Origin of the sequence: Chryseobacterium sp. OV279 (assembly GCF_900128945.1) — a bacterium.
Lineage (GTDB): Bacteria > Bacteroidota > Bacteroidia > Flavobacteriales > Weeksellaceae > Chryseobacterium.
This window is the reverse complement of sequence record NZ_FQUD01000001.1, coordinates 560,537-587,415: the sequence shown is the minus strand read 5'-3', so window position 1 is coordinate 587,415 and position 26,879 is coordinate 560,537. Positions and strand designations below refer to the sequence as shown.

22 protein-coding genes are annotated in these 26,879 nt (G+C 37.8%); 12 read left to right on the top strand and 10 right to left on the bottom strand.

What is annotated here, in order from left to right:
• Positions 1–208: 208 nt before the first annotated feature.
• Positions 209–1,966: a tetratricopeptide repeat protein gene (locus tag BUA72_RS02520; RefSeq protein ID WP_072921693.1), complete on the bottom strand. Its 1,758-nt coding sequence runs from the start codon at positions 1,964–1,966 to the stop codon at positions 209–211.
• A gap of 436 nt (positions 1,967–2,402) precedes the next feature.
• Positions 2,403–4,682, bottom strand: coding sequence for a catalase/peroxidase HPI (gene katG / locus BUA72_RS02515; RefSeq protein WP_072921692.1), 2,280 nt, complete (start codon positions 4,680–4,682; stop codon positions 2,403–2,405).
• A 443-nt stretch (positions 4,683–5,125) separates the two neighbouring features.
• Between katG and BUA72_RS02510 the strand changes: the two genes are divergently transcribed.
• From BUA72_RS02510 to BUA72_RS02500, 3 genes are all read left to right on the top strand, one after another.
• A complete protein-coding gene (locus BUA72_RS02510) occupies positions 5,126–5,584 on the top strand; it encodes a hypothetical protein (RefSeq protein WP_072921691.1) in 459 nt (152 codons plus the stop codon).
• A 115-nt stretch (positions 5,585–5,699) separates the two neighbouring features.
• Positions 5,700–6,161, top strand: coding sequence for a heme-binding domain-containing protein (locus BUA72_RS02505; RefSeq protein WP_047450325.1), 462 nt, complete (start codon positions 5,700–5,702; stop codon positions 6,159–6,161).
• Positions 6,162–6,172: 11 nt separating this feature from the next.
• Complete coding sequence (locus BUA72_RS02500; protein WP_072921690.1) at positions 6,173–6,586, top strand: thiol-disulfide oxidoreductase DCC family protein; 414 nt, start codon at positions 6,173–6,175, stop codon at positions 6,584–6,586.
• Positions 6,587–6,789: 203 nt separating this feature from the next.
• On the opposite strand, the gene BUA72_RS02495 is transcribed toward BUA72_RS02500, so the two are convergent.
• Positions 6,790–8,223 carry an alpha-amylase gene (locus tag BUA72_RS02495; protein ID WP_072921689.1) on the bottom strand — a complete coding sequence of 478 codons (1,434 nt, stop codon included), beginning with the start codon at positions 8,221–8,223 and terminating at the stop codon, positions 6,790–6,792.
• Positions 8,224–8,411: 188 nt separating this feature from the next.
• On the opposite strand from BUA72_RS02495, the gene BUA72_RS02490 reads away from it, so the two are divergent.
• Entirely contained in the window at positions 8,412–9,098 is a 687-nt protein-coding gene (locus tag BUA72_RS02490; RefSeq protein WP_047450333.1) for a DUF4290 domain-containing protein, read from the top strand.
• Entirely contained in the window at positions 9,098–10,405 is a 1,308-nt protein-coding gene (gene murA, locus BUA72_RS02485) for a UDP-N-acetylglucosamine 1-carboxyvinyltransferase (protein WP_034731362.1), read from the top strand. The genes BUA72_RS02490 and murA overlap by 1 nt, the downstream gene beginning before the upstream one ends.
• A gap of 90 nt (positions 10,406–10,495) precedes the next feature.
• Here the strand turns inward: murA and BUA72_RS02480 are convergent, their stop codons facing one another.
• From BUA72_RS02480 to BUA72_RS02470, 3 genes are read right to left on the bottom strand one after another with little or no spacing between them, the layout of a single operon-like run.
• Positions 10,496–10,960, bottom strand: coding sequence for a hypothetical protein (locus BUA72_RS02480; RefSeq protein WP_072921688.1), 465 nt, complete (start codon positions 10,958–10,960; stop codon positions 10,496–10,498).
• Positions 10,961–11,005: 45 nt separating this feature from the next.
• Positions 11,006–11,581 carry a DUF6705 family protein gene (locus BUA72_RS02475; protein WP_072921687.1) on the bottom strand — a complete coding sequence of 192 codons (576 nt, stop codon included), beginning with the start codon at positions 11,579–11,581 and terminating at the stop codon, positions 11,006–11,008.
• A gap of 19 nt (positions 11,582–11,600) precedes the next feature.
• Positions 11,601–12,974, bottom strand: coding sequence for a hypothetical protein (locus BUA72_RS02470; RefSeq protein ID WP_072921686.1), 1,374 nt, complete (start codon positions 12,972–12,974; stop codon positions 11,601–11,603).
• A 129-nt stretch (positions 12,975–13,103) separates the two neighbouring features.
• Between BUA72_RS02470 and BUA72_RS24335 the strand changes: the two genes are divergently transcribed.
• Positions 13,104–13,298 (top strand): hypothetical protein, encoded by a 195-nt coding sequence (locus tag BUA72_RS24335; protein ID WP_072921685.1) that lies wholly within the window; start codon positions 13,104–13,106, stop codon positions 13,296–13,298.
• Between the two features lie 135 nt (positions 13,299–13,433).
• Here BUA72_RS24335 and BUA72_RS02460 read toward each other — a convergent pair whose 3' ends face one another.
• The 4 genes from BUA72_RS02460 to BUA72_RS02445 form a co-directional block, all read right to left on the bottom strand.
• On the bottom strand, positions 13,434–15,353 hold the full coding sequence (locus BUA72_RS02460) for a DUF2207 domain-containing protein (protein WP_072921684.1): 1,920 nt from the start codon (positions 15,351–15,353) through the stop codon (positions 13,434–13,436).
• Between the two features lie 3 nt (positions 15,354–15,356).
• Entirely contained in the window at positions 15,357–15,908 is a 552-nt protein-coding gene (locus tag BUA72_RS02455) for a LemA family protein (RefSeq protein WP_072921683.1), read from the bottom strand.
• 168 nt (positions 15,909–16,076) lie between these two features.
• Positions 16,077–16,391, bottom strand: coding sequence for an NIL domain-containing protein (locus BUA72_RS02450; RefSeq protein ID WP_034731359.1), 315 nt, complete (start codon positions 16,389–16,391; stop codon positions 16,077–16,079).
• Positions 16,392–16,855: 464 nt separating this feature from the next.
• Positions 16,856–17,527, bottom strand: coding sequence for a YiiX/YebB-like N1pC/P60 family cysteine hydrolase (locus BUA72_RS02445; RefSeq protein WP_083544106.1), 672 nt, complete (start codon positions 17,525–17,527; stop codon positions 16,856–16,858).
• A gap of 101 nt (positions 17,528–17,628) precedes the next feature.
• On the opposite strand from BUA72_RS02445, the gene BUA72_RS02440 reads away from it, so the two are divergent.
• From BUA72_RS02440 to BUA72_RS02415, 6 genes are all read left to right on the top strand, one after another.
• A complete protein-coding gene (locus BUA72_RS02440) occupies positions 17,629–18,333 on the top strand; it encodes a response regulator transcription factor (RefSeq protein ID WP_072921682.1) in 705 nt (234 codons plus the stop codon).
• Between the two features lie 10 nt (positions 18,334–18,343).
• The gene (locus BUA72_RS02435) at positions 18,344–19,696 is read left to right on the top strand and encodes a HAMP domain-containing sensor histidine kinase (protein ID WP_072921681.1); all 1,353 of its coding nucleotides are present in this window, start codon (positions 18,344–18,346) and stop codon (positions 19,694–19,696) included.
• A 619-nt stretch (positions 19,697–20,315) separates the two neighbouring features.
• Positions 20,316–21,011 carry an MgtC/SapB family protein gene (locus tag BUA72_RS02430; RefSeq protein ID WP_034731350.1) on the top strand — a complete coding sequence of 232 codons (696 nt, stop codon included), beginning with the start codon at positions 20,316–20,318 and terminating at the stop codon, positions 21,009–21,011.
• A gap of 65 nt (positions 21,012–21,076) precedes the next feature.
• Positions 21,077–22,171 (top strand): efflux RND transporter periplasmic adaptor subunit, encoded by a 1,095-nt coding sequence (locus BUA72_RS02425; RefSeq protein ID WP_072921680.1) that lies wholly within the window; start codon positions 21,077–21,079, stop codon positions 22,169–22,171.
• A gap of 62 nt (positions 22,172–22,233) precedes the next feature.
• The gene (locus tag BUA72_RS02420; RefSeq protein WP_072921679.1) at positions 22,234–25,329 is read left to right on the top strand and encodes an efflux RND transporter permease subunit; all 3,096 of its coding nucleotides are present in this window, start codon (positions 22,234–22,236) and stop codon (positions 25,327–25,329) included.
• The gene (locus BUA72_RS02415; RefSeq protein ID WP_072921678.1) at positions 25,319–26,578 is read left to right on the top strand and encodes a TolC family protein; all 1,260 of its coding nucleotides are present in this window, start codon (positions 25,319–25,321) and stop codon (positions 26,576–26,578) included. Before BUA72_RS02420 ends, BUA72_RS02415 begins: the two co-directional genes overlap by 11 nt.
• The last annotated feature ends 301 nt before the right edge of the window (positions 26,579–26,879 follow it).

Here is a 26,879-nt window from a genome sequence, read left to right as displayed (position 1 = left end):
TATCATTAAAAAATTGTTAACTACACAAACATAAATAAATGAATATCAATGTTTTAAGTTTCCATATCAGCAAATAAAGAAATGGCAGAAAAAACAGGTAAACTTCCATTCAAAAAGTGAAAATAATCTATCAGAAGCTTGAAATGAAGTCAATATAAATTTTTGTGCGCTTGATTCTGAAATAAATGAATTAAAAAATAGCCAATAATTAAATACTTTTTAAGAAAGTATTCAGATCTGCTTCTTTTCCAATATTCATCTTATTTTTTATTTTAGTTTTGTACACTCTTGTACTGCCTTCTGTTATATTTTCAAGAATTGATATTTCTTTGGAAGACAGCTCTAATTTATAATACACACAGAATTTAAGCTCGTTATTGGTCAAAGATGGAAATTTTGCCGAAAGTTTTTGAATAAATTGTTTATTTTCCATGGAACTTTCGCTTATTAAGTCATAGTTCTTTTTATCAATCTGGATAAGATTATTAATTTTAAGAAAAAGATCAGTAACGATTTGTTCAGCATCGATATTTTTTGATTTTTTCATCTTTCTTATATTTTCTAAGAACGTCTTTTCAGTTTCTATCTTTAGATTAAGGTTTAAATGCAGATTGGTTATCTTCTCTTCCTGGCGTTTTAAATCCTGTTCTAAGATTGTTTTATTCTTTATCAGAATAATTTTTTCTTTCATAGCCAGTTCCTTCTCTTTTTTATTGTTATTCCTTATAATAAATATGGTGATTCCAAAAATAATGACCAGACTACCTACCATCATCAACATTAAGCTGTTGCTTAGTTTCTGATCATCGATTCTGTGCCGATTCTTTTGATCAATATTCCTGATGATAAAACTGTTAAGTATATCTGATATATAGGTCAGCTTCTGATAAGATTTTTCTTCGTTCTTATCATGCAGTAAGACTAACTTTCTACATAAGGATTTTACAGATTGTGGATCATCCTTTTTTAAATAATAAGACTGAATCATTTCATTCATTAAAATCTTATCAGATATAGCCTGTAATTGTGGTTCAATGGAACTCCCAAAATCTATAACCTCTTTCAGTTTATTATTTTGGTTGGTTTCATTATAGAGTTTAAATAAATTTCCGAGATTTACTGTTAGTTCATGATACCTATCCCTTTTATCCGCATAAAACGTAAATTCCTGAACAAGAAGCCGCTCTGCTTCAGCATAATTTTTCATTTGATAATAATAAAATCCCATATTCCCTTTAACACTTACTAAAAAAGCAGTTTCATTCGGACTTAGATCTTTTGCACTTTCCAGAATTCTGGACGCTTCTGTAGTTTCTTTTACTGCGAGCTCCATACGCCCCATCTTTTCATAACACAATGCAAAATTATTGTGCATGGAAGATATATATATAAGATTCGGTCTTGTTTTACTTAGACTCTGAAGTGATCTTTTAAAATAAATCATGGCCTGAGTATATTTTTTATCATTGAAGAACAGCCTTCCTTTTAAATGATAAAGATGAGGAAGGTAATATTTCTTACCCGATTTTTCATCAAGCTTAATGGCTTCATCAAGAAACTGCATTGAAAGCTTAGGCGATTTATGTTCAAACTGATGGGCCAGATTAAAGTTACATGCAATAGTAATATAATCATACTCATTATTATTCAATATTAATAGCTCATATACTATTGGAATTTGACTTAAACCGAATTCATCGTTTTTATCTTCAGTATCATTAAAATCATAAAATAATTCAATATACTTACTGCTTATCTGGTATTTACGTTCACCTGTACTTTCATATTTTTTTTGTTCTCTTGCTTTTAATTCCTTAATTTTTTCTTTCTGATAGATCAGTTTTGAAACTTCTTCATTAATATGCCTGAAATAACCATTAACTTCCTCCTTTTTAGAAGACTGGCACGAAACAAAAATCACAGAAAAAACTAAAACAATTAAAATATTAATAACTTTATTTTCCATCAATACATTTTTTCAACATTATCATTAATTACACGATAAAAACATGTGAAAATAGAGGGCTTAAATTCAACATATTTCACGGTCGCATATTAAAATTATAATTTTCGTCTCAAAAACAAAGCCGAAGTAAGCCTTTCTTATGCATACCCTAATAGGTCCTAATAGTTAACGTTAATTGAGGAAAATACCATTAAAAATCAGCACATTACAAAATAATAGTTAACTAATTATTCAATAAATACAATTTTAGATAACAATTAGTTAACATTAAACTTCTATTAGAGGGTAATTTTGATCAATAAGTTGTCGTGTAATGAAGAGTGAAATAAATACCATAAGATTTTAAATTGTTGGAACAGATATATTATTTAATATAAAATTACCCCCGGCCATTCTGGCCGGGGGTAATTACTTTATCGGTTATGTCTTAATTTATTTACTTCAGATCAAATCGGTCTGAATTCATGATTTTAGTCCATGCACCTGCAAAATCTTTTACAAATTTTTCCTGGGCATCGCTGCTTCCGTACACTTCTGCAATCGCTCTCAATTCAGAATTTGAACCAAAAACAAGATCTGCACGGGTAGCCGTCCATTTCGGTTGTCCTGTTGAACGGTCAGTTCCCATATATACTTCATTGCTTTCTGAAATTGATTTCCATTGGGTGTTCATATCTAAAAGATTAACAAAGAAATCATTGGTAAGCAAGCCGGGACGGTTGGTAAATACACCATGTTTGGATCCGTCAAAATTCGCATCTAAAGCACGCATTCCACCAATCAGTACAGTAAGTTCCGGAGAGGTAAGGGTTAAAAGCTGTGCCTTATCAATCAGTAGAGACTCTGTAGATACGCTGAATGTTTTTTTCTGATAATTACGGAATCCATCAGCTGCGGGTTCCATATAATTCATAGATTCTACATCGGTCTGCTCCTGTGAAGCATCCATTCTTCCAGGTGTGAATGGTACTTTAATATACTGTCCGGCATCTTTCGCTGCTTTTTCCACTGCTGCAGTCCCTCCTAAAACAATCATGTCGGCAATTGATATTTTCTTTCCACCACCTTGAGCATCATTAAATTCTTTCTGAATTCCCTCCAGTCCATTCAAAACTTTCTGAAGTTGGGAAGGATTATTGACCGCCCAGTCTTTTTGAGGAGCGAGTCTGATTCTTGCTCCGTTGGCACCGCCACGCTTGTCACTTCCCCTAAATGTAGAAGCGGAAGCCCATGCTGTGGACACCAATTCAGAAACTGTCAGTCCTGAATTTAATATTTTATCTTTTAATGCATCAATGTCTGCATCATTCACCAATTCATGATTCACTTCAGGAATAGGATCCTGCCAGATCAGTTCTTCCTGTGGAACATCCGGACCTAAATATCTTGCTTTAGGGCCCATATCTCTGTGGGTAAGTTTAAACCAGGCTCTTGAGAAAGCATCGGCAAATGCATCCGGGTTTTCGTAGAAATGTCTTGATATTTTTTCATACTCAGGATCTAGTCTTAGTGAAAGATCCGTAGTAAGCATGGTAGGTCTGTGTTTTTTATTGGGATCAAATGCGTCAGGAATAATCTCTTCGCCATTTTTAGCCACCCACTGATGAGCGCCGGCAGGGCTTTTAGTAAGCTCCCATTCGTTTTCGAATAAATTTTTAAAGAAATAATTGCTCCATTCGGTCGGAGTTTCGGTCCAGGTTACTTCCAGACCACTGGAAATGGCATCTGTTCCTTTTCCTGACTTATAATTACTGCTCCATCCCAGTCCCTGAAGTTCAATTCCGGCAGCTTCCGGTTCTTTTCCTACGTTATCCGCAGGTCCCGCACCGTGTGTTTTTCCGAAAGTATGTCCACCAGCAATCAATGCCACTGTTTCTTCGTCATTCATCGCCATACGTCCGAAAGTATCTCTGATATCTTTAGCCGCTGCGATAGGATCCGGATTCCCGTCCGGTCCTTCAGGATTTACATAAATAAGTCCCATCTGTACGGCCGCAAGCGGTTTTTCAAGATCTCTGGAGTGAATATCACCATCTGCGTCATCATCGGTAGGAAGCACACCATGTTGCTCAGCGACTCCTTCTGATCCGTGTGCATAACGTAAATCACCACCCAGCCAGGTTTTCTCTGATCCCCAATAAATATCCATATCCGGTTCCCAAACATCTTCACGCCCACCTGCAAAACCGAATGTTTTAAAGCCCATAGATTCAAGAGCGATATTTCCGGTAAGGATTAAAAGGTCTGCCCAGGAAATTTTCTTTCCATATTTTTGTTTGATAGGCCACAACAGTCTTCTGGCTTTATCTAAACTTACATTGTCCGGCCAGCTGTTCAAAGGCGCAAAACGCTGCTGTCCCGCACCGGCTCCTCCTCTACCATCTCCTACACGGTAAGTTCCGGCACTGTGCCAGGCCATACGGATAAACAGAGGTCCATAATGGCCAAAATCGGCGGGCCACCAGTCCTGAGAATCTGTCATTAAAGCATGAAGATCTCTTTTTACAGCTTCAAGATCAAGGCTTTTAAATTCTTCAGCATAATCAAAGTCTTTGTCCATAGGATCTGAAAGTGATGAGTGCTGGCGCAGAATATCTACTCTCAGCTGCTCGGGCCACCAGTCAAGATTTTTGGTTCCTCCGCCTGCTACGGCTTCTTTTTTCATTGTCCCGTTATGAAACGGGCATTTACTGATGTCATTTAAATCATTTTCCATTGTCGTTTAATATTTTTTATGTTGATTAATACAGTTTATTCTTAAAGACCTGACAAATCTACAAAGCTTACTTTATAAATACAATCTATTAATTTTAATTTAAGCGATAGTTAAAAACTATAACAAATTCAATTTTACAAATTCTCAGGGTACATGATAACAAAAGAGATAATACTGCAATTAAGTTAATCAAAATTCAAGAACATCTGTATAAAAAGCAAGAGCAAACAGGCATATTTAGAATGATTCAAATGAAACTCATTCCAGTTCATACCAATTATCATTAACAATCACTAAATTTGATCGTTAAGCATTTTTGAAATCAGAAATATATGATCTAAAACTGTACAAAACAGTGAATTTTTTAAATGAAATTAAGAATATAATACCTGCTCAACGAGCATACACCAATTGACCCCATTAATTGATTTTAACAACTACTTATGGCAACAGAAAATATGGATTATAAGGATAAAGGATTCTTAACATCTGATACATTTATGCAGCTGGCATTCCATTACATTAATGAAGAATTAAAAAAAATTCAATATATCTTTACAAAAAAAGAACAGCTTCAGGAATATCACAGGATGGTAATCAATGGGGAGATGGGAGGTTGGTTTGCTTTCCTTTGGGATTCCTATATATCAGACTCTTCGGAAGAACAGACCATGATTCAAATTCTTCAAAACGTAAAAAATATCATTCAAAATAAAGGAAGCTACATTACAACGGCAGAACTGCAGTCAATTCCTACTAAAGACGAAGATTTTAAGATGTTCTACAACAAACCTTTTCCCACAGAAGATCTCAACAAAATAATAAGTGCCCTTATAAAAATGTTAGAAGGAACCTGGGATTTAACGAACTATGATATGTATATTAATTATTATTATTCGTGACTTATAGCAATACCACATTGTTCATAGAAACAGCAAAACTCATCAGATAGAAGAATATAAAGATGGAATCTTAGTTAAAATTTCATTATTTTTATACTATAAACAAGAATTCGATATGAAAAAAATAGTGGTTATCCTTCTCGTAGCATTTATCATCATTCAGTTTTTTCCCATCGACAAAACCAATCCCCCGCCTACTCCGGGAATGGATTTCCTGAAGATTAAAAACACACCGGAACCTGTTGCAAAGATCATCAGCACATCCTGCTACGACTGTCATTCCAACGAAACTCAATATCCCTGGTATGCAAGTATTTCACCGGCTTCATGGTTCGTTAAAAATCATATAGATGAAGGCAGAAAGCATCTTAATTTCTCTACCTTTGCAGTGTATGAACCCAAACAACAGGCTCATAAACTGGAAGAATGTATAGAGATGGTCGGGAAAGAAGAAATGCCACTGGAATCGTACTACGTAGGACATCAGGATGCTAAACTAACCCCTGAACAGCGTAAAGAACTTGTGAAATATTTCAAAAAAGTAAAAGAAGATACCGAAAGAAAAATGGTATTCTAAATATCAACATCATGCGAGAGAACTGGGAAGATCAACATATTGTATTTTTTGACGGCGAATGTGGCGTCTGTAATTTTTGGGTACAATGGGTTCTCGAACGGGATAAGCATGACCGGTTTATGTTTGCATCCCTGCAGTCTGATTTCGGGCAGAAATTCCTGAATGAAAGAGGTCTGGAATCAAAAGTATTCAACACACTGTATCTCTGGAAACCCGGACAGTATTACTATACGAAATCACGGGCGGTCTTACAGATTGCTAATGTTTTGGGTGGGGTTTATAAGCTGTCGGCTGTTGGGAAACTTGTCCCTGCGTTTTTAAGCGATCAGGTGTACGATGTTGTTTCGAGAAACAGAATGAAATTGGCCAATCAGAAGTGTTTTCTTCCGGATCGGGAACAAAAGAAGAAATTTATTGAGGTTTAAGGTTTTTAACTTTAACCACAGATTTCACGGATTTTCACAGATAATTGCGGATAGACTGTATTATGATTTTGGCTAAAGCCAATTGATTTTTCTTAAAACGACAAACGGGCTAAAGCCCGTTCCTATTGATGAGTATCTTTTCTATTATAAATTAAAAAAGCAAGGATAAATTACCCTTGCTTTTGTTTTTAGATCATTAAATTTTATTGGTTCAGTGACCATATTGAATAACTGTTCGGTGGACATTGGATTTTCACCCATTTATCAGCCTGCGTCGTTGGATACCAGCTTGAATGTCCGGTAAAATCTTTCATTTGCTGACTGCTCCAGTTGGTTTCTACCCATCTTTCCTGCCAGCTTGTCGAATTATTGATATAGACTACGAGTCCGGGATTTCCATTGTAGCCGTTACGTCTTGCAATGTATTCGTCGTTATCCGTGTAGAGGATTGAGGTGGTTCCGGTAGCTTTGTTGTTGTGGATCCAGATCAGGTTGTTCAGTCTTTCTTTATTCAGCCACTCTTCATAATCCCGGTAAAAAATGGTAGGATATCCTTCATGAGTAAGAATGTAGGCATAGGCCGGCATTTTATTGTTAATAATATCAGTATCATGATTGGCTACGAAAGTCACGGCTTTGTACGGATTTCTTTTCCACATCATGTCATCGTTCAGGACATTTAAATTTCCGTTGTCAAATGCTTCATCCATTTTATAGTAAGCCGCAAAATCGAAGACGGAACTGTTGGCATTATTAGCCCACCATTCCAGCGTATTGACATTGGAATCCCACAGTTCGCCCACAGAAAATCCGCCCACATTGCTATTCCAGGAATTGACTACCCAAGGTCCGAAGCCTTTCACATAATCAAATCTCCAGCCGTCAAACTTCATGACATTCTTATAGTATTTTCCCACAGAGTCATCTCTTCCCCACAGCCAGTCCTGTACATAAGGATTCGCATGACACAGATCGGGAAATCCTCCGAAAGCACCTTCATCATTATTCCCGTAAGAATTTTTGTAAAAGTCATTATAACTTCTCGGAAATTTCCCTGAAGCGATTGCTGAGAAATCAGTCCATGTATTGGTTCCGGTAAAAGGATTTGCCTGAGACTGTCCGCCACTGTTGTGATTGATGACAATATCTGCGTAAACCTGCATATTTTCGGCGTGAGCTTTTGTAATTAAAGCTTCCAGTTCAGTCCGGGATCCAAACCGTGTTTCTGTACTTCCGTTCTGGTTGAAATTTCCGAAATCATAATAATCGGTAGGGTCGTATCCCATTGAATAGGCTCCATTCTGAGCTTTTGATGCGGGAGGAAGCCATACTGCCCCTATTCCTGAATCTGACCAGGCCGTCAGTTTGTCTTTTACGACATTCCACCAGGTACCGCCTTCGGGAACATCCCAGTAAAAGCCCTGCATCAGCACTTCGCCTCCGGGACCGGAGACAAATTTTCCGGATACAGATCCGCTTCCGGTACTGAAGGGACGGCCGTCATGAGTCGTAACGTTTACAGTCTTCGTGTGAGACTCTGATTTTCGGAGATTGTCATTGTCGTTTTCATCATTGTTCCGGCAAGCATTAAAAATTGTTAAAACCAGCATCGAAACGAGAAAATGTGTTTTTTTCATACTATTAATTTAATTATTAACCTATTAACTAAATTACAATTTTATTAAAATAAATTCTATAAAACGGGAAATATTTTCATTTTCACCAAAAGATCTATAGAAAAGACTGCATAAATATTTCATTAAAAAATCATAAACTTTTAATATTTTCAAAACAATTTTTCTTTTAATCCATATATTTGCATATTATGGAATATAACACCCAAAGAACTCAGCTTCATATGCCGGAATACGGCAGAATCATACAGCAGCTGGTTGAACGCTGCAAAGAGCTCCCTACCAAAGAGGAAAGGAGTGAAATGGCTATGGCCATTATCGATTTTATGGGTCAGAGAAACCCTCAACTCCGTGACGAAGAAAATTATAAACATAAACTTTGGGATCATCTTTTCATTTTAGCAGAATATGATCTTGACGTAGACTCCCCATATCCTTTCCCTACCAGAGAACAGCTGGCAGAAAAACCTAAAAGAATGGAATACCCTAAACTTCAGGGTGATTTTAAGTTTTACGGAAAAAGTATCCTTCAACTGATTGATAAAGCTATCGAACTGGAACCAGGCGACGAAAAAGAAGCCCTGATCGAAGTGATCGCAAACAATATGAAGAAGTCTTACAATGTCTATAATAAGGAACATGTAACGGATGATGTGATTTTCCGTCACCTGAAAGAGCTGTCTGAAAACAGGCTGGACCTTACGGGAATAGAATCTCTCGAAAAAAGCAAGATCTACTACACCAGCAACAACAATAGCCGAAACAACAACAGCAACAACGGCAGAAACAACAACGCACGAAACAACAGCAATACAAGTAACAACAAAGACCAGACTAATAAGAGAAGGCATAACAACAACCATAAAAACAGAAAGTAATGAGTGGAACATTTCAGATAAGAGGAGGAAAAAGGCTGCATGGGGAAATCACTCCACAAGGGGCTAAAAATGAAGCTTTACAAATTTTATGTGCTGTCCTGTTAACAGATGAGGAGGTAAGAATCAAAAATATTCCGGACATCCATGATGTAAACAGACTGATTGAAATTCTGGGTGACTTTGGTGTAAAAGTAACCAAGAATGGCCAGGGCGATTTCACATTCAAAGCCGATAAGGTCAATTTTGATTATATAAAATCAGACGAATTTAAAAAAGACGGTGCTAAACTGAGAGGCTCCATTATGCTGATGGGTCCGATGCTTGCCCGTTATGGTGAGGCTTATATGCCAACTCCCGGTGGTGATAAGATCGGAAGAAGAAGACTGGATACGCATTTCCAGGGACTTGTTGAACTGGGTGCTGAATTTAATTATGATGAAGAAGAATATTTCTATTCATTAAAAGCTAAAGAACTTAGAGGGAAATTTATCCTTCTGGAAGAGGCTTCTGTAACGGGAACAGCAAATATTGTAATGGCTGCTGCGCTTGCTAAAGGAAAAACAAGAATTTACAACGCTGCCTGCGAACCTTACCTTCAGCAATTATGCAAAATGCTGAACAGAATGGGCGCGAATATTTCTGGAATCGGTTCCAATCTGGTTACCATTGAAGGGGTAGAACATCTTCACGGTACGGAGCACACGATGCTTCCGGATATGGTAGAGATCGGATCATGGATAGGTCTTGCTGCCATGACAAAATCTGAGATCACCATCAAAAATGTAAACTGGAGCCAGCTTGGCGTTATCCCGAATACATTCAGAAAATTAGGAATCCAACTTGAACAGAGTAATGACGACATCTTCATTCCTGCTCAGGAAAATTATAAAATCCAAAAGTTTATCGACGGATCTATCCTTACTATTTCAGATGCTCCATGGCCAGGATTCACACCGGATTTATTATCGATTATTTTGGTAGTAGCTACTCAGGCGAAAGGAAGTCTTTTGGTTCACCAAAAAATGTTTGAATCCAGATTATTCTTTGTGGATAAACTGATTGATATGGGGGCACAGATTATTTTATGTGATCCGCACAGAGCTACGGTAATCGGGCTGAATCAGGAAGCTCCATTGAGAGGAACAACCATGGTTTCTCCGGATATCAGAGCCGGAAACGCACTTCTTATCGCAGCACTTTCTGCAGAAGGAAAATCGATCATCCACAATATTGAACAAATCGACAGAGGTTACGAAAATATTGACGGAAGATTGAAAGCGATTGGTGCTGATATTGAAAGAATTTAAAAGAATTTATTTAAAATAGGCTGTCTTAAAAGACAGCCTATTTTAAATAACAGTATTGGAGTATGACAAAATTGCTCTATAAAATAATATTTAATCAATATCATTAATACTAAGTTTTGCAGCTTCTAAAATAAGTTCTGCTGCTTCATAAAAATGTCCATGATATTTTTTTGAAATTCCTTGAACCTGGAATTTTTTTTCTGAATTATCTTTTTTAAAAGTTATTGAATTACTTCCACCATCAAGAGTTCCTATCAAATAATTATTACTTTTAGGAAATTCTATGCTATCTTGGTTTATCTTTAAGATAATCCCTTGAATTTTTTTATACTTTTCATATGTTATTCTCTTCTGATCATAGTATTCTCCTTTTCTGAAGATTTTTAAGATGACAGGCCTATTTATATTTTTTTTTGTAGGAATTAATACAACCGTTAATCTATCACCTCCTATTACAACAGCATTCAAATGATCTAATTGAATAAATTCATCATTATTTTTTTGTGACGTACAAGAAATTAAACAAAAAAGAAATAATAATATTATATTTTTCATAATCTGTGTTAGATAATAAAACCTCCAAGCGTGGAGGTTTTACTTTTACTGCTTAGTTAATACTATATCTTTTGGAAAGTTAATGGGAAAATCATCATTTTGAGCTACATAACTATTATGAACACAATCTTCTTTATAAATACTTGGCATATACTCAAAGTGGAGCGTCATTTGATTTCCAGAGAAATTTGTAATATCTAAAGCTGCCGATTTTCCACACATATTTTGAGGATAAAAATAAAGTCTTTTCCAATTTCCATTTCGTAAACTACCAGAAATACCAGTAAACTCAGGATCTATATTGTTAAAATTTGTAATCTTATCAATTTCTATTATTCCGTTTGATGCAATTACTTTCCTTGCACCTAATATTCTATCTTTATAATAGGGATGTGTATCACCGGGAATAGAAGAAGAGGTTTTCACTTTGTTGAATTGAAGATAAAGTGTCTTTCCGTCCCAACTACCTTTCCAAAGCCCAACATATTTATCCAATTCATTATTCGTATCTTTCAAATAAGCATTGTTTGGTATCTCACTCGGATCAGTATTAAGAGGATACTCTTGTGCTTTACATAAAAATGAAAGCATTGTTACTATAATTAAAAATAGATTTTTCATATTTTTTTTGTTTTTATTATTAAGGACAATTAGTCTCTGTTAATTTTCCGTTTACAAGGCTTAGCTGAGTATTTCCACTTGAGGTATTTCTGAAAAGTTTTGCACCAGGTATATTCATTTTTTCGTTCATAAATTTAAGAAATCCTTTTTCTAATTTTTGTGAATCAAAACTTACATTACCACTAACATTGCCAACACTTTTTGCTGCGTCTAAAAGGTCAATATACCTATTATTAAAGTCTATCAATTCTTGTGTAGTAAAATTAGGAAAAGGGTTTGGTACAGAACCGTCAAAAGTGAAAGAATAATTCCCCCAACTGCTGACTATTGTAAACACGATTTGATCAAGAGGAATTTTAGGAAAGTTAGCTGGATTACTATTATAATTTTGAGCCCAGTTAACCCATTGATTAAAAAACAAGATATCACCAGGAGAAAATATAGGATACAGTTGATCATAGTGAGAGTGCATTATTACAACAGTATTAGGAAATACAGTTAAGTTTACCTCATTAGTTCCTGGCTTATTTTGTAATATTTGATTTTGAATACCCCCAGCAGAATTGCCTATTCTAAAGCCACTTTCAAAACCATCTCCCGTTTTCCCTTCTAAGTTTGTTATATTTCCTTTAAAAGTTGGAGTGTCAGTCATTGCCCTTAATCTTGAACAAGGATTTGCTGGAGGTGTACCGCCGCCGCCGCTACCTCCTGCATCAGGATTATGAACACAGTCTTCATAAGGTCCACATCCTCCAGAAGGCCCTCCTCCTCCTCCTGGAGGTGTTCCACCTCCAGTTCCGGGACCAGGTACGGTAATAATAATAACTTCTATATCACAGGGTGGCTGTCCTTCAAAACCGCACGGTCCTCCTGGTGATTTAGCAACAGATTTAATTTTCATGTTACTTTTTATATATTGAGTTCGAAATAATCCAAGTATTTCACTGTAATTTTCTACTTGAGCAGACATTTTATTAAACTCAACGATAGTTTCATCATCTTTCAGAATTGCAATAACAATGCCCTCCACCTGGTAGCTTTTAATCAGTGGAAAAAGAATATATTTTTCATTATTTTTTGTGGTAAAGTCTTGAGATCTGATATTAAATTCTATGTATTCATCTGCCATAGTAGATGAATCTTCAAATGCATTTTTAAGTGCCTTAGCAGTGTGCTGTACATTGTTAATTTCATCGTACCGTTCCAATAAAGTTTTGAAGCCATTTCCATAATTTACTGTTCCATTTTTCTGAGCAGACTGAGCAGAAAACACTATAAACTTAGAAGGGGGTGATTCTTCATTGCTGTTTAGAAGATCTTCTGAGCGACAAGAGGTTATGGAAATAGCCAGTGAATAAGCCATCATCAGACGAAGCGCTAATTTTTTCATCATAATTTGTTGTTTTTTTAGTTGATAAATATATAATAATTTTCCATATCACACCGAAGTGACATGTGATCTGATAAAAATATTCCCAATTCTCTATTATTAAATAAGCTTGCAAAAGAATCAGATATAAATATGAACGAACTTTTTGATGATATAGTTACAAATATTAATCAGATAGAAAAAATTGAAGGAATTGTTAATTTAGGAAACGGAACTATAAATATTCAGTCTCCCGAGCTTATAGAAAGTATCTTAAAAAATCAGGAACAAATTACAAAACTGATAGAGTTGCAACGCAAGCTTATAGGAAACTTACTTAAAAAGTAAATTAGAACAGGATGATGAAGATTTTATCAAAAAAGCCTTGTCGCAAGACGAAAGAATTTGAAAGTACTTTGTATTCCCATAAAAAAAGCGTTCAAAGTAATTTTTGAACGCTTTTTGTTTTTTCAGAATGGATGGCTACCAGCCACCGCCTCCACCACCTCCGCCTCCACCGCCGGAGAATCCACCGCCACCGGATCCGCTGCCGGAACTGGATGGTTTGGTAGATGCAGACTGTATGGACTGCGTAAGGCTAGAGTTCAGTGTATTCCCGAAAGCATAATGATTCATTACGCCTCCATAATACCATGAATTGTTATATTCGGTTGAAGTTCTTTTCAACAGGTCATCAAATTTCTGTCCCCAGATCTGGTCCACTCCCATCACCATGGCAAAAGGAAGCAGGGTTTCGAAAACCTGTGGGGTCATCTGAGGAGGATTATGGAATTTGAGCTGCTCGTTTTCTGCGGCACCCATATACATTTTGAAACCGTCTATCAGAGATTTCTTTCTGAGCTTTTCTTTTGAAGGCTGCTTGATCAGATACTGATACATCACCATGATAAAAAATGCCAGGACATAGAAAATATAGCACACATTGAAGTTGATATAATCCTCTCCGCCTCCTACTGAAGAAATAATTCCTCCGACTCCCAGAAGAATACATATGGGAAGCAGGATCAGAATTTTCCATGAAACATTCTTTAATAAAGATGTGATCAGAGCAAATGCAACAAAAAGAATAATATATAAAAGTATTCCGGCAAAAACTCTTTCGAATTCAGGAAGTAGGTTATAACTTATGAATAATCCGAGTGCATATATTACAGTGATAACAAGCCACGGAAGCACCAGTTTCTTTGTATTATTTCCTTCATTTAAAAAGTTGTCATGCTGGAAACTCAGAGTTCCTTTGAAATTATTAACAGCCTTTTCAATTTTCGAATCATATTTTCCATCAAACTTAATGGAATCTTCATCAGGTGAAAAGAGGCTGTTCATCAGATTGATCTCTTCTTTAGAAAGGGATTCATCAGCTGGTTTTAGTCTTTGCAGCGTAAATGTTTTGGTATTAAAAAATCCAAGCACACCTGAATTTTCGCCTTCCATAATTTTCACGTAGCCTTTTACAGCAAGATTGACGACCGCAGCGGTCAGGTATTTATTTTTAAAACTTTCAGAATTGATATAGCCCATAGAAGCCGGCGAAAGATTTTCAGGAACGTTGAACTGTGGATAAACCGTCGGGGATTCAGGATCTACCCCGTATTTTCTCCATGTTGAATAGAGATACAGCATTAATCCAAAGAATACGATACATGCGCCTATCAGAATTCCATACTTTTCATAGAAAGTTGGCGGCGGCGGCGGTACCATGATTCCTTTTTTAAAACCTACCGCTACAGTAAGTCCTTCATTCGCTTTAAGACCTGATGCGTTCCACTCTATGGACTGATCTGATAATACTTTAACCGTACAGTTCTGGCTGTTACTGCCATATTCTCCGGTATAACAGGAATTCTGAATGATTCCGGCGCCTTCCGGTAACGTCACTTTCGCAGAAATAGAATCTACGTCAAAGTCCCAATATGTTCCATTGACATTCCAGTAGAATTCATCGTACTTCGGGAAAAATCCAATCTGATTCTGTGCTTTATATTTTATTTCGTAGTCGTAAGTTCCGGGATCGAGGATGATATCTTTGTTTCCGGCGTATATTTTCAAATAGCCGTCTCCTGTCTCTTCATGGTAGTTTTCATCAATTCCGTTTTTTTTCACAGAAACGATATCATATTGTACCCTCTGTGTTTTATTGTTCAGATTTCTGGATAAAGGAAGAGCCCGGAAAATTCCTCTTTTGATGCTATTCCCAAGGCTGTATACTTTAATGTTTTCCGTAACGGTAATTCCCGAATTTTTATCCACCTCAATATCCGAATGGAAAGAAATAATTTTTTCCGGCCCGATAACAGACAGCTGATCTACCCTCGACAATTCATTTTGAGCAAAGGCGATGAGAAAGAACTGAAGAAAGAAAAGCAGTAACCACTTTTTCATTTCCTAGAATTTTACAGTTGGAACTTCTCTTTCTGCAATATTGTCCAGCTCGAAGAATGGCGATTTTTCAAATTTGTACATATTCGCGATGATATTGCTCGGGAAAGATTCTACCAACGTATTGTTTTCACGGACGGTTCCGTTGTAGTATCTTCTTGATTTTTCAATATCATTTTCTATAGAAGTAAGTTCGCTCTGCAGTTGTTGAAAATTGGTATTAGCCTTCAAATCGGGATACTGTTCAGCTACCGCAAATAAATTCATCATCGCCTGATTCAGGTTTTTCTCTGCAGCTTCTTTAGACTGAACAGAATCTGCACCTACAGCCTGAGTTCTTGCTCTGATTACACTGTCAAGGGTCTCACGCTCATGAGTAGCGTAGCCTTTCACCGTTTCCACAAGATTGGGAATAAGGTCATGACGCTTTTTAAGCATTACATCTATGCTACTCCACGCTTCGTGAACGAGATTTCTCAGTTTGACAAGACGGTTGTAGATGGATACTGCGTAAAGCGCAAACACAACAGCTAAAGCAATAATAATAACTATGGTCATAATTTTTTATTTTGTATGCTTTAAAAGTAGTGTTTTTTTAAATCTGAATCAGAAATTAAAAAGTTTGATAAAATATTTAGCAGATTTTCAATAAATTTTATTGTTTGAAACAAAAAAAGTACCCGGAAAACCGGATACTTTCTGTAATTAAAACTATATGAATCTCCCCTAAAAATACTTACGGCAGTGGTATTCCACCATGGTATTTAAAAGTTTATTTTTATTCAGATAAAACTCCAGCTTCTGATAGTCCTCTGAATTAACATTAATATATAACTGTACCGAACCAAAACTGTTTCCATTCACATATTCTACATTGGCAGACAACACCCTGTGGCATATCCCAAACTGATTATAAATGGTATTCATCAAATGCTCAAATTTCATTTTGCCATTCAATTCTATTTCCAGTATCAGTTCTTTTTTAGGCAGTCCAATGGTAGTATTGGGTATTATCTGCAGCGTAGGATTAGGTGTAATCATCACTAAACAATTTTTTGGTTAAACATTTTCTAGATCATGGTTGCTTTCTTGCGTTAAATCTTTGACAAAAATATAAAAAATTATTAGTCCACCAAATTAGTAGACTAATAATTTTAAATTTTAACATATTTATTTTTCAATCCGGGAAAAAATGAGAATATATACTGAACAATCTTTGTGCTTAATCTCACGCAGATTGAACAGATCATGCAGATTTTTTAAAACAAAAGATATTTCCCACGGATGACACAGATTTTCTTTTACTCATCATACATCAGCAAGTCCGCTTCATCGAATCAACGGAGTTGATTCTCTCTTTGCCATCTTAAAGTCTTCATGATTATTATAGAACTTTGCGTTTGAAAAATTTCACACAGATTCAAGCATCTTTTTTTTACACATCAAAAAAATACCCTCAAAGATTATTCAAATCTTTAAGGGTAATAGTATTGATGGGATTTTATTTACAACTCTCCTACTCTTTCCAGTTTATCGGAAGCTGCCAATCCATTGGGGTTGCATCCCGGTTTTCCTTCCGGTACTTCCAAATTTTTCTTTTTATAAAATTCAGTCCAGAATTCATTCATCTTTCCTGTCTTTGGATCGATGAATGTCATGGGTTCCAACTTGAAGATATTATGTTCACGAAACGCTCTCTCAATATAATCTGAGCAGTAGTAAGAATTTTCGTCTAGAATATAATTGAAGTTATAAGGTTTCCCAAGCATGGTTTCTGCATTTTTAAGCGCTGCCGGAACAGATTTCTGATATTCAGATTTCAGACGGTAGATTACGACTTTCTGCCCGTCATCGGACTGATCTTTAAGAAAAGAAGCTAGATCCTGTTTTTGAGAACCTCCTTTTGGAGCGGCATGAAGCACATACCAATGATTATTTTCTTTTTCTGCTATTCCGATATGATCAAAGGATGCTTCTTTTTGTGTTTGAGTGACATTATTGATTGCTCCGGAAAGTCCGGTTTCTTTCGCCGTTACAAAAAGCAGGTCTCCATTTTTCAAAGGCCCAGCTTTGGGATGTGGCGCACAATACTGTAGCAGAAGCGTTACAGCAAAGAAAAGAACATAGGTAAATATTTGTACCGTTTTCTTCTGCGGGGGTTTATTAACTTTAATCATAGTACATTATCATTGAGCGCTCAAATTTACAAATTGTATTCATAACAGGTATGTGAAAATACTTAATTACCTTTGCAGGACAGCAATAAAACCAGATTTCTATGCCTCATATCCTACTCGTTGAAGATGACAAAAGACTTTCGCAGCTGATTGCGAGAGGACTGATGGAACATGATACGGAAGTCAATACCGCTGCTGACGGTGAAACAGCCTTAAAGCTTACTGAGTTGCTGAACTTTGACCTCATCATTACAGATATTATTCTTCCTGTGAAAAACGGTCTGGAATTTTGCAAAGAAATCAAGGCTTTGAAACCTGAAATCCCCGTTATTATGCTAACCGCGCTGGGAACTACGGATGACAAACTGGAAGGTTTTGATTCAGGGGCAGATGATTATCTGACCAAGCCTTTTGAAATGCGTGAACTTATAGCCAGAATCAAGGTTTTACTTAAAAGATATTCCACTTACCGTCCGGAAACCTCAACCTTACTGCAATATGAAGATATTGTAATGGATCTGAAACTGAAAACCGTTACCCGTTCCGGAAACCTGATCAAACTGACTCCCAAAGAATTTAATCTGATGAAATTTCTGCTTGAAAATCCTGAAAGGGTGCTTTCCCGCCATGAGATCGCAGAGAATGTTTGGGATACGCATTTTGATACAGGCACGAATTTCATTGATGTCTACATTAATTATATCAGAAAAAAAATAGACCGTAGCTTTGAAACCAAACTTATCCATACCAAGGCGGGCATGGGATTTATTTTAAAAAAGGGCTACGAAGACAGTTCCAATATTTAAAAATTACGGAATGAAAGTTAGAACCAGGCTTACTTTACTGTTTACACTAGTGACTGCAATGCTCATCAGCTTTTATGGGGTTGCCATTTACTATTCGTCAAAGGAAGCCAGGGAAACTTCGTTTTATACAGAACTTAAAAGTGAAGCTGTAGCCAAAGCCAATCTTTTTTTCCAGGGTGATTTGAGTGAAAAGGAAATGCATCAGCTGTATAAAAATAATACGCAGACTTTAAGCGAGGTTCAGGTAGCCATTTATGATTCCGGGTTCAATCTTGTGTATCATGATGATTCGAAAGTGGATTATGTGAAGGAAAATGCTGAAATGCTTTCCAAAATTTTCAAAAGTAAGCAGCTTTTCTTTTTTCTGGATGATTTTCAGGTGGCGGGAATTGTTTATTCTCACAAAGGAAAACAGTATGCCATCACTGCGGCGGCTTATGATCAGTACGGTTATAATTCTATTAATCATTTGCTGACGATCAGTATTATTTCATTCATTATTATTCTCGTGCTTATTTATCTGGCGGGTCTTTTTCTCTCGAAAAAAGCACTCAGTCCGGCGGTGAAAATGGTGGAACAGATCAAAAGGATCAATGCCGGAAAACTACAGCTGAGGCTGGATGAATCTGAAGAGAAAGGAGAATTTCACGAGCTTGAAAAAAGTTTCAATCAAATGCTGGAAAGACTGGATCATTCCTTCAGTACACAAAAACATTTTGTTTCCAATATTTCCCACGAACTGAATACTCCGCTTGCTACTATGACCGCCGAGCTGGAACTGGCTCTACAAAAAAATTATACTCAGGAAGAATATCAGAAAATTATTCTGAATGCCTTAACGGATGTAAAAAATATGAGCAAACTTTCAGGAAGCTTAATGGATCTTGCCAAAGCGAGCTATGATCCTGCAGAAATAAGTTTTTCCGAAATTAGGATTGATGAAATCCTGATGGATTCTTATGCTAAAATCAGAAAAGAAAATCCGCAGTATACCATCCATCTGACTATTGATCCCGAGATAGACGAGCAGAAACTGATTCACAGAGGAAATCCTTATCTTCTGCTGGTGGCCTTCAACAATCTTATTGATAATGCCTGTAAATATGCTTCAGATGACACTTGTCTCATTGATGTTGCATTGGCCGCCGATCATCTTTCCATTAAATTTACAAATAACGGACTGCCCATTTCTGAAAAAGATCAGCAGAACATCTTCAAACCGTTCTACAGAGCCGAAAATTCCTTCGATAAAAAAGGATACGGAATCGGTCTCTACCTTACCCAAAAGATCATCGATCTTCATCATGCCCGGATTCAGGTTTCTTCGGAGGAAAATACGACTGGTTTTCAGATTGTTTTTTGAGATATCAGATGCCAGACATCAGATTTCAGACAGAATCGTGGTAAACTAGAAATTCAGATTAACTTATAAAGGTTTCGGGATGCGGGATACGAGTTCCGAACCACCAACTAAATTCCGCACTCATATACTCTAAAACTCTCCCAGCTCAAAACTCTCCAACTTCTAACACCTGAAGGAATTCTTTTGAGACATCAGATGCCAGATTTCAGATATCAGATTTCAGACAGAATTGTGGGAAACCAGAAATTTAGATTTATTTTAACCGTTAATAAAGTTTCGAGATACGCGTTCCGGGTTTCCGAAGTTTGAACCAGCAACTTGTCAACTCGCAACCACCAACTAAATTCCGCACTCATATACTCTCCGACTCTCAAACTCTCAAACACTCCAACTCTAAAACCCTCAAACCCTAATACTCTCTAACTTCTAACTTCTCTAATAGAATTCTAATAACATTCTAAAACATCTCTAACGGCCTGCCACAGCCGCTATATCTACTTTTGCAGCAAAATAATTCAAACTATGGACACAGATCCTGCCAGTTATTATCAACCTTAAGGCTTTTCTGAGCATACTTTTTCCGTGTGCCTGAAAAAAGGCCTGCAAAAAAGAAAAAGTTATGAATACATTAGAATTTGGTACACGCTTACTGACCGCTCTTATTTTGGGTGCTTCCATTGGTTTTGAAAGACAGTGGCATCAGAAAAGTGCGGGTCTCAGAACCAATACACTGGTTTGTCTGGGATCAGCGGCATTTGTTTTACTATCCCTCAGAATCGGGGGTGATGCTACGGGAAGAATCGCTTCCTATATTGTGAGCGGCATTGGCTTTCTCGGTGGTGGTGTCATCATGAAGGACGGACTTACCGTACGCGGATTGAATACCGCTGCTACCATCTGGTGTTCCGCCTCTGTAGGCTCACTGGCTGCTTTGGGATTTGTTACCGAAGCAGGAATGACAGCCGGACTTATTATTTTAACGCATACTATATTACGTCCGCTGGGGAAAACATTAGGTTCCAAAACCATTCGCACCAGCACTTCCGAATACCTTATCACGATTAAATGCAGAACGGAAATTGAAAACCATGCTAGAGTTTTACTGATGCAGTCATTCAATTCCACCGATCAGATCTTACTCAAATCCCTTACCAGCGACGATACAGACACCCCTGAAAACATTATTATTTCCGCCGAAGTATATTCCGCTTCCCCACAGGATAATATTATAGAAAAGGCAGTGAGCAGACTCACCTTAGAAGATAAAATCACAAGGGTAAGCTGGGAAATCATCGGAACCGAAAGCGATTTATAAACCTAAAAAATCAATGTAAAATGATCTATCTAAACAAAGAACAACGACCTCTAAATATAGGCTCTATGAAAATACTGATCTTCACTCCTGTTCTTGCTCTTATCATTTCCTGCAGTGGTAAAAAAGAAGAACCTCAACCAAAAGAAGCGTTCCACATTCAGGGAAACCGTGTTACCATAATGAACAACGATCCTGTCTTGAAGAAAATTACTACAGAAACGGTGACTGAACAGGAATCCGGCAACAGCATTACCTCAGCCGGAACCATAGAAACCATTCCTAATAATTATGCGGAAATAGCGAGTCCGTTTTCGGGAAGGGTCATTAGATCCTTTGTCAGTATCGGACAACACGTCAATGCAGGAAGTCCGGTTTTTGAAATCCTTGCGCCCGGATATTCTTCGGTTCAGAAAGATTATTCCGATGCGTTGAATGATCTGAGACTGGCAGAAAAAAATTACAAACGTCAACAGGATCTTGTTAAGCACGGTGTTGGTATCCAAAAAGAGCTGGAAGAGGCAGAAACCGAATATAAAAATAAAAAAACCTCACTATCCAACGCTTCATCAACATTGAATGCATACAACAGCAAGGGTTCGGGAGGAACCTACATTATCAAAGCCCCGATTAGTGGAGAAATTATTTCCAATAAGATCGTCACCGGACAGTATTTAAAAGAAGACTCGGAACCGGTGGTGATTATCGCTGAACTTTCAAAAGTATGGATTAGCGGTGCTGTGAAAGAGAAAGACATCCGTTTTATCAGTCCGGGAGATCCTGTATCCGTGAAAGTCAATACCTATCCGGATATGGAAATTACCGGAAAAGTGTATCATATCAGTGAACTGGTAGATGAAGATACCCGAAGTATTAAGGTCCTGATTCAATGTGACAATCCACAGAGAAAATTAAAACCCGGAATGTACGCAGCCGTTACCTATTCTGCAGGAACAGAAAAAGCGGTGGTGATTCCTTCCGGTGCTCTGATGCAGCAGGGAGATCGTCAGTATGTCTGGATACAATCCGGCAAGCAGGAATTTATAAAACGTATCGTTATTCCCGGTAATACTTCTGAAAAAACAGTAAGAATTAATTCAGGACTTAAACCGGGAGATATCATTATGACTCAGGGTGGAATTTATATGCCGGATACCCAATAATAACCTTTAAAAGTCAGAAAACTCTCGCATAGCAAACGGTTTCCTGACATTCAATTATTCTTATGAAAAAATTACTCACACTCTCCATACAGAAGAGATGGCTGATGCTTGCCCTTTTCTTACTATTAGGAATTTTCGGATATTATTCATGGACTAAACTCTCCGTGGAAGCCTATCCGGATATTGCAGACACCACATCACAGGTAGTAACCCAGGTTCCTGGATTGGCTGCGGAAGAAATTGAACAACAAATCACCATTCCGCTGGAAAGATCTCTGAATGGTCTTCCGGGAATGCACATTATGAGAAGCAAAAGCACCTTCGGCCTTTCAATCATCACGATGGTTTTTGATGATGGTGTAGATGATTACTGGGCAAGACAGCGTATTCAGGAAAGATTATCCGAAGCAGAACTTCCTTACAATGCTCAGCCAGGTTTGGATCCATTAACCTCTCCTGTGGGCGAAATTTACCGCTACATCATTGAAGGTAATGGACAAAGCCTGAGAGAGTTGACCGATCTGCAGAATTTTGTCATTATCCCAAGAATCAAACAGGTGACGGGGATTGCGGATGTGACGAATTTTGGCGGAATTACCACCCAGTTTCAGATCGAATTGAATCCTCAAAAACTGGATCAGTATGGATTATCCCTATCTGAAGTCACAGAAACCATAACGAAAAACAACAGCAACGCCGGAGGAAGTATGCTTCCGAGAGGTGACCTGGCTTATGTCGTACGTGGAATCGGGCTCATCAAAGATTTAGATGATCTTGGAAAAATTGTCATTAAAACGGAAAAAGGTGTCCCTGTATTTCTGAATGATGTCGGAACTCTGAAATATGGCAATCTTGAACGAAAAGGAATTCTAGGGTATACAGACAGAAACCGTAATTATAACGAAAGTACGGGAGGAATTGTATTGCTGTTAAAAGGGCAGAATCCTTCTGTAGTTTTAAAGGATGTTCATCAGGCTATTGAAGAACTGAATACCCATACTCTTCCGGCAGGCGTTAAAATTCATGCTTATCTGGACCGAACCGATCTCGTGAATACAACGCTGACTACAGTTACCCATACTTTAACGGAGGGAATTGTTCTGGTCATTATTATCCTGATTGTATTTCTGGGAAGCTGGAGAGGCGCATTGCTTGTGGCTATTACGATTCCGCTGTCGTTACTGATTGCATTTATTCTGATGTATTTTACTCATATTCCGGCTAATCTTTTGTCATTAGGTGCGATAGATTTCGGAATTATTGTAGACGGATCCATTGTGATGCTGGAAGTGATTTTAAAAAAGAGAGAAGACCATCCCGAACAGGAACTGGAAGAAAAAACCATCATCCAGAGAGCTACAGAAATTGCAAAACCTATTTTCTTTTCGACTGTTATTATCATCACCGCTTATCTTCCGCTGTTTGCTTTTGAACGCGTCGAGAAGAAACTCTTCACTCCTATGGCTTTTACCATCGGGTACGCATTGCTGGGAGCATTGACGGCGGCTTTAATCTTAATTCCCGGGCTGGCTTACGTCATTTATAAAAAGCCACAGAAAATTTTTCATAACCGATGGCTTGAAAAAATAAGCAGTCTGTATGGTCAAAGAATCGAAAGAATCATCAAAGCTCCTAAAAAAATGCTGATTCCCGCAGGTTTCATATTGTTTTCCGCAGGTCTCCTTTCTTTTATGGTGGGTAAAGATTTCCTGCCAGAGCTGGATGAAGGATCTATCTGGCTTCAGGTGCAGCTTCCACCCGGAATTTCATTAGACAAAGCGAAAGAAATGAGTGATTCTTTACGCACTCAGACCATGAAACATTCCGAAGTGACTTATGTGATGGTACAGGCCGGAAGAAATGATGACGGAACTGACCCTTGGACCGCTTCCCATTTTGAAGTTTCTGTCGGAATAAAGCCTTACAAAGAATGGGCATCAGGAAAAACCAAAGCAGATCTTATCAAAGAACTGGCGGATGATTATAAAAATATGCCGGGATTTTCCGTTGGATTTTCCCAGCCTATGATCGACGGAGTGATGGATAAAATTTCCGGTGCACACAGTGAACTGGTCGTGAAAGTATACGGTGATGATTTTGGCGGAACCAGAAAAATTGCCGAACAGATCCTTGCGACTTTAAAAAAGATTCCGGGTTCTGCTGATCTTGCTATCGATCAGGAACCACCGCTTCCTCAGCTGCAAATCATTGCAGACCGGGATAAAATTGCACAATATGGTCTGAATGTTTCCGATGTAGCCGACCTCATCGAAACCGCTCTGGGCGGAAAAGCCATTTCACAAATATTTATCGGCAATAAAGTCTATGATATTTCATGCCGGTATGCAGAAGACAGCCGGAATACTCCGGATAAGGTCGGAAATCTTATGCTGACTTCAGCTTCAGGAGCCAAAATACCGCTTTCCCAAGTGGCTGAAATCAAACTGAGCACCGGGGAAAGTACGATCACCAGAGAAATGAATAAGAGACATCTTACCGTTAAACTGAATTTAAGAGACCGTGATTTATCTTCTTTTTTGAAGGAAGCACAGGATACCATTGAAAAAGACATCCGTTATGATCATCAGAAGTACCAGATCAAATGGGGCGGACAGTTTGAAAATAAAAACAGAGCCTACTCCCGTCTGGCCTTCATCGTTCCGCTGGCATTGGCTGTCATGTTTTTACTGCTTTACGGAGCATTCGGAAGTTTCAGACAGGCACTTGTTCTGATGAGTATTATTCCACTGGCACTATTCGGAGGTATGCTGGCATTGAATGTACGCGGAATGACTTTAAATGTTTCTTCGGCGGTAGGTTTTATTGCATTGTTTGGTGTGGCGGTACAGAATGGAGTGATCATGGTCTCGCATATCAATACGCTCAGAAAACAGGGATTGAAGTTAAAAACATCCGTAATCAAAGGAGCAGAAGACCGTTTCAGACCTGTACTAATAACTGCTTCTGTGGCTGTTATAGGATTATTCCCGGCTTCAATAGCTACCGGAATTGGCTCCGATGTGCAGAGACCTTTAGCCACAGTGATCGTGTACGGTCTTATGTTCTCAACACTTCTTACTTTATTTATCCTGCCGGCGATCTATTATCTCGCAGAATACCGTTTTGACCAACCTAAATTAACATCAGATGAAAGCTAAAATCACTTTAATTATATCAATAGGGCTATTATTTCCAATTGCACTGAAAGCTCAGGAAAAGGAAACTTTAAATTTCTCCACTTATCTGAATGAAGTCAGGGAAAAAAATTTAAGCTACGCCGCTCAGAAATACAATGTGAGCATGGCTGAAGCTTCCATCCTGACAGCAAGCATTTTTCCTGATCCTCAGCTTGAAATGGAAACCTCGGATAACGGGGTTTCCAAAAAGATGGGCTACACCATCGGAACTTCATTAAGTTGGACGCTCGAACTTGGCAGAAAAAGAAAAGCCAGGATAGAAACGGCAAAAAATCAGGCTGAATACACCAAGCTCCTGCTTCAGGACTTTTTGAGAAACCTCGTAGCCGATGCTTCTCTCGGATATATTGAGGCTTTAAAAACAAAAGCTTTGGTGGACGTTCAGAAAGATTCTTATCTCAGTATGCAGCAGCTTGCCCAATCCGACAGTATCCGGTACAAACTGGGAGCTATTTCTCAAGTCACATCCAAACAAAGCAGACTGGAAGCTTCTTCTTTACTTAATGATCTCTATATGGCGGAAAGTGCCAGAAGACAGGCTTTCTCTGCACTTTCCGTATTTTTAGGAACGGGTTTGGAAGAAAAGAATATCCGTGGAGATTTCAAAGCTTTTAGCAGAGATTTCAATCCTGATGATCTGATTCTCGAGGCGGTTAATAACAGAACTGATCTTCTGGCTTCCAAACAGAACATCAATACGGCGGCGAGTCTCGTTCAGCTTGAAAAATCTAAACGGGTCATAGACCTCGGACTTAGTGTAGATGCAGAGCATAATACGTGGGCAACGAATGAAATTGCTCCTTCACCTGCTGTGAATGCTGTAAAACTGGGAGCGAGTATTCCTCTGAAATTTTCGAACCGTAGAAATGCGGATCTGAAAATAGCGGAAATGGGACGTATGCAGGCGGAAACAGAATACAAACAGATTGAAAACAGTGTCCGAACAGAGGTTATGCAGGCTTATCAGCAGTATCTTGCAACACAGAAGCAGCTGAAACAGTTTGATAATGGAATGCTTTCAGAGGCGAAAAATATTCTGGATGGCATCAGTTACAGCTATCAGCGAGGTGAAAGTTCTATTCTGGAAGTTCTGAATGCGCAGAGAACCTATAATGATATCAGGCTGCGTTATATTGAAACGTTAGCTGAGAACGCGGTTGCGCTTATAGAACTGGAAAGGAAAACTGGAATTTGGGATATTGATTTTTGAGGTTAACCTTTTTGCTCACGCAGATTTTCCGGATGACGCGGATGATTATGTTTCTAAGTGGATTATTTATGTTTTTCAAGATTACTGCTTAACCACCCTGTCAAAAATTCTTTGAATTTTTGTAAACTTATGTGATCTTCCTATTCGAAAAGTATATAAACTTCAAACAACTTAAGTGTTTAAAAACTTTTGTGCCTTTTGTGGTCAATTAAATATTCTTTTTTTAACCACAGATTTCGCAGATTTACACAGATGATTGTGGATATTTGTGTAGGAAAAATTTAAGGGAAAGGGGGCTTCG

Bases quoted from the DNA above. Each gene is read 5' to 3' on its own strand.
- BUA72_RS02520 (WP_072921693.1), bottom strand. From the start codon at position 1,966: ATGGAAAATAAAGTTATTAATATTTTAATTGTTTTAGTTTTTTCTGTG.
- katG (WP_072921692.1), bottom strand. From the start codon at position 4,682: ATGGAAAATGATTTAAATGACATCAGTAAATGCCCGTTTCATAACGGG.
- BUA72_RS02510 (WP_072921691.1), top strand. From the start codon at position 5,126: ATGGCAACAGAAAATATGGATTATAAGGATAAAGGATTCTTAACATCT.
- BUA72_RS02505 (WP_047450325.1), top strand. From the start codon at position 5,700: ATGAAAAAAATAGTGGTTATCCTTCTCGTAGCATTTATCATCATTCAG.
- BUA72_RS02500 (WP_072921690.1), top strand. From the start codon at position 6,173: ATGCGAGAGAACTGGGAAGATCAACATATTGTATTTTTTGACGGCGAA.
- BUA72_RS02495 (WP_072921689.1), bottom strand. From the start codon at position 8,223: ATGAAAAAAACACATTTTCTCGTTTCGATGCTGGTTTTAACAATTTTT.
- BUA72_RS02490 (WP_047450333.1), top strand. From the start codon at position 8,412: ATGGAATATAACACCCAAAGAACTCAGCTTCATATGCCGGAATACGGC.
- murA (WP_034731362.1), top strand. From the start codon at position 9,098: ATGAGTGGAACATTTCAGATAAGAGGAGGAAAAAGGCTGCATGGGGAA.
- BUA72_RS02480 (WP_072921688.1), bottom strand. From the start codon at position 10,960: ATGAAAAATATAATATTATTATTTCTTTTTTGTTTAATTTCTTGTACG.
- BUA72_RS02475 (WP_072921687.1), bottom strand. From the start codon at position 11,581: ATGAAAAATCTATTTTTAATTATAGTAACAATGCTTTCATTTTTATGT.
- BUA72_RS02470 (WP_072921686.1), bottom strand. From the start codon at position 12,974: ATGATGAAAAAATTAGCGCTTCGTCTGATGATGGCTTATTCACTGGCT.
- BUA72_RS24335 (WP_072921685.1), top strand. From the start codon at position 13,104: ATGAACGAACTTTTTGATGATATAGTTACAAATATTAATCAGATAGAA.
- BUA72_RS02460 (WP_072921684.1), bottom strand. From the start codon at position 15,353: ATGAAAAAGTGGTTACTGCTTTTCTTTCTTCAGTTCTTTCTCATCGCC.
- BUA72_RS02455 (WP_072921683.1), bottom strand. From the start codon at position 15,908: ATGACCATAGTTATTATTATTGCTTTAGCTGTTGTGTTTGCGCTTTAC.
- BUA72_RS02450 (WP_034731359.1), bottom strand. From the start codon at position 16,391: ATGATTACACCTAATCCTACGCTGCAGATAATACCCAATACTACCATT.
- BUA72_RS02445 (WP_083544106.1), bottom strand. From the start codon at position 17,527: ATGATTAAAGTTAATAAACCCCCGCAGAAGAAAACGGTACAAATATTT.
- BUA72_RS02440 (WP_072921682.1), top strand. From the start codon at position 17,629: ATGCCTCATATCCTACTCGTTGAAGATGACAAAAGACTTTCGCAGCTG.
- BUA72_RS02435 (WP_072921681.1), top strand. From the start codon at position 18,344: ATGAAAGTTAGAACCAGGCTTACTTTACTGTTTACACTAGTGACTGCA.
- BUA72_RS02430 (WP_034731350.1), top strand. From the start codon at position 20,316: ATGAATACATTAGAATTTGGTACACGCTTACTGACCGCTCTTATTTTG.
- BUA72_RS02425 (WP_072921680.1), top strand. From the start codon at position 21,077: ATGAAAATACTGATCTTCACTCCTGTTCTTGCTCTTATCATTTCCTGC.
- BUA72_RS02420 (WP_072921679.1), top strand. From the start codon at position 22,234: ATGAAAAAATTACTCACACTCTCCATACAGAAGAGATGGCTGATGCTT.
- BUA72_RS02415 (WP_072921678.1), top strand. From the start codon at position 25,319: ATGAAAGCTAAAATCACTTTAATTATATCAATAGGGCTATTATTTCCA.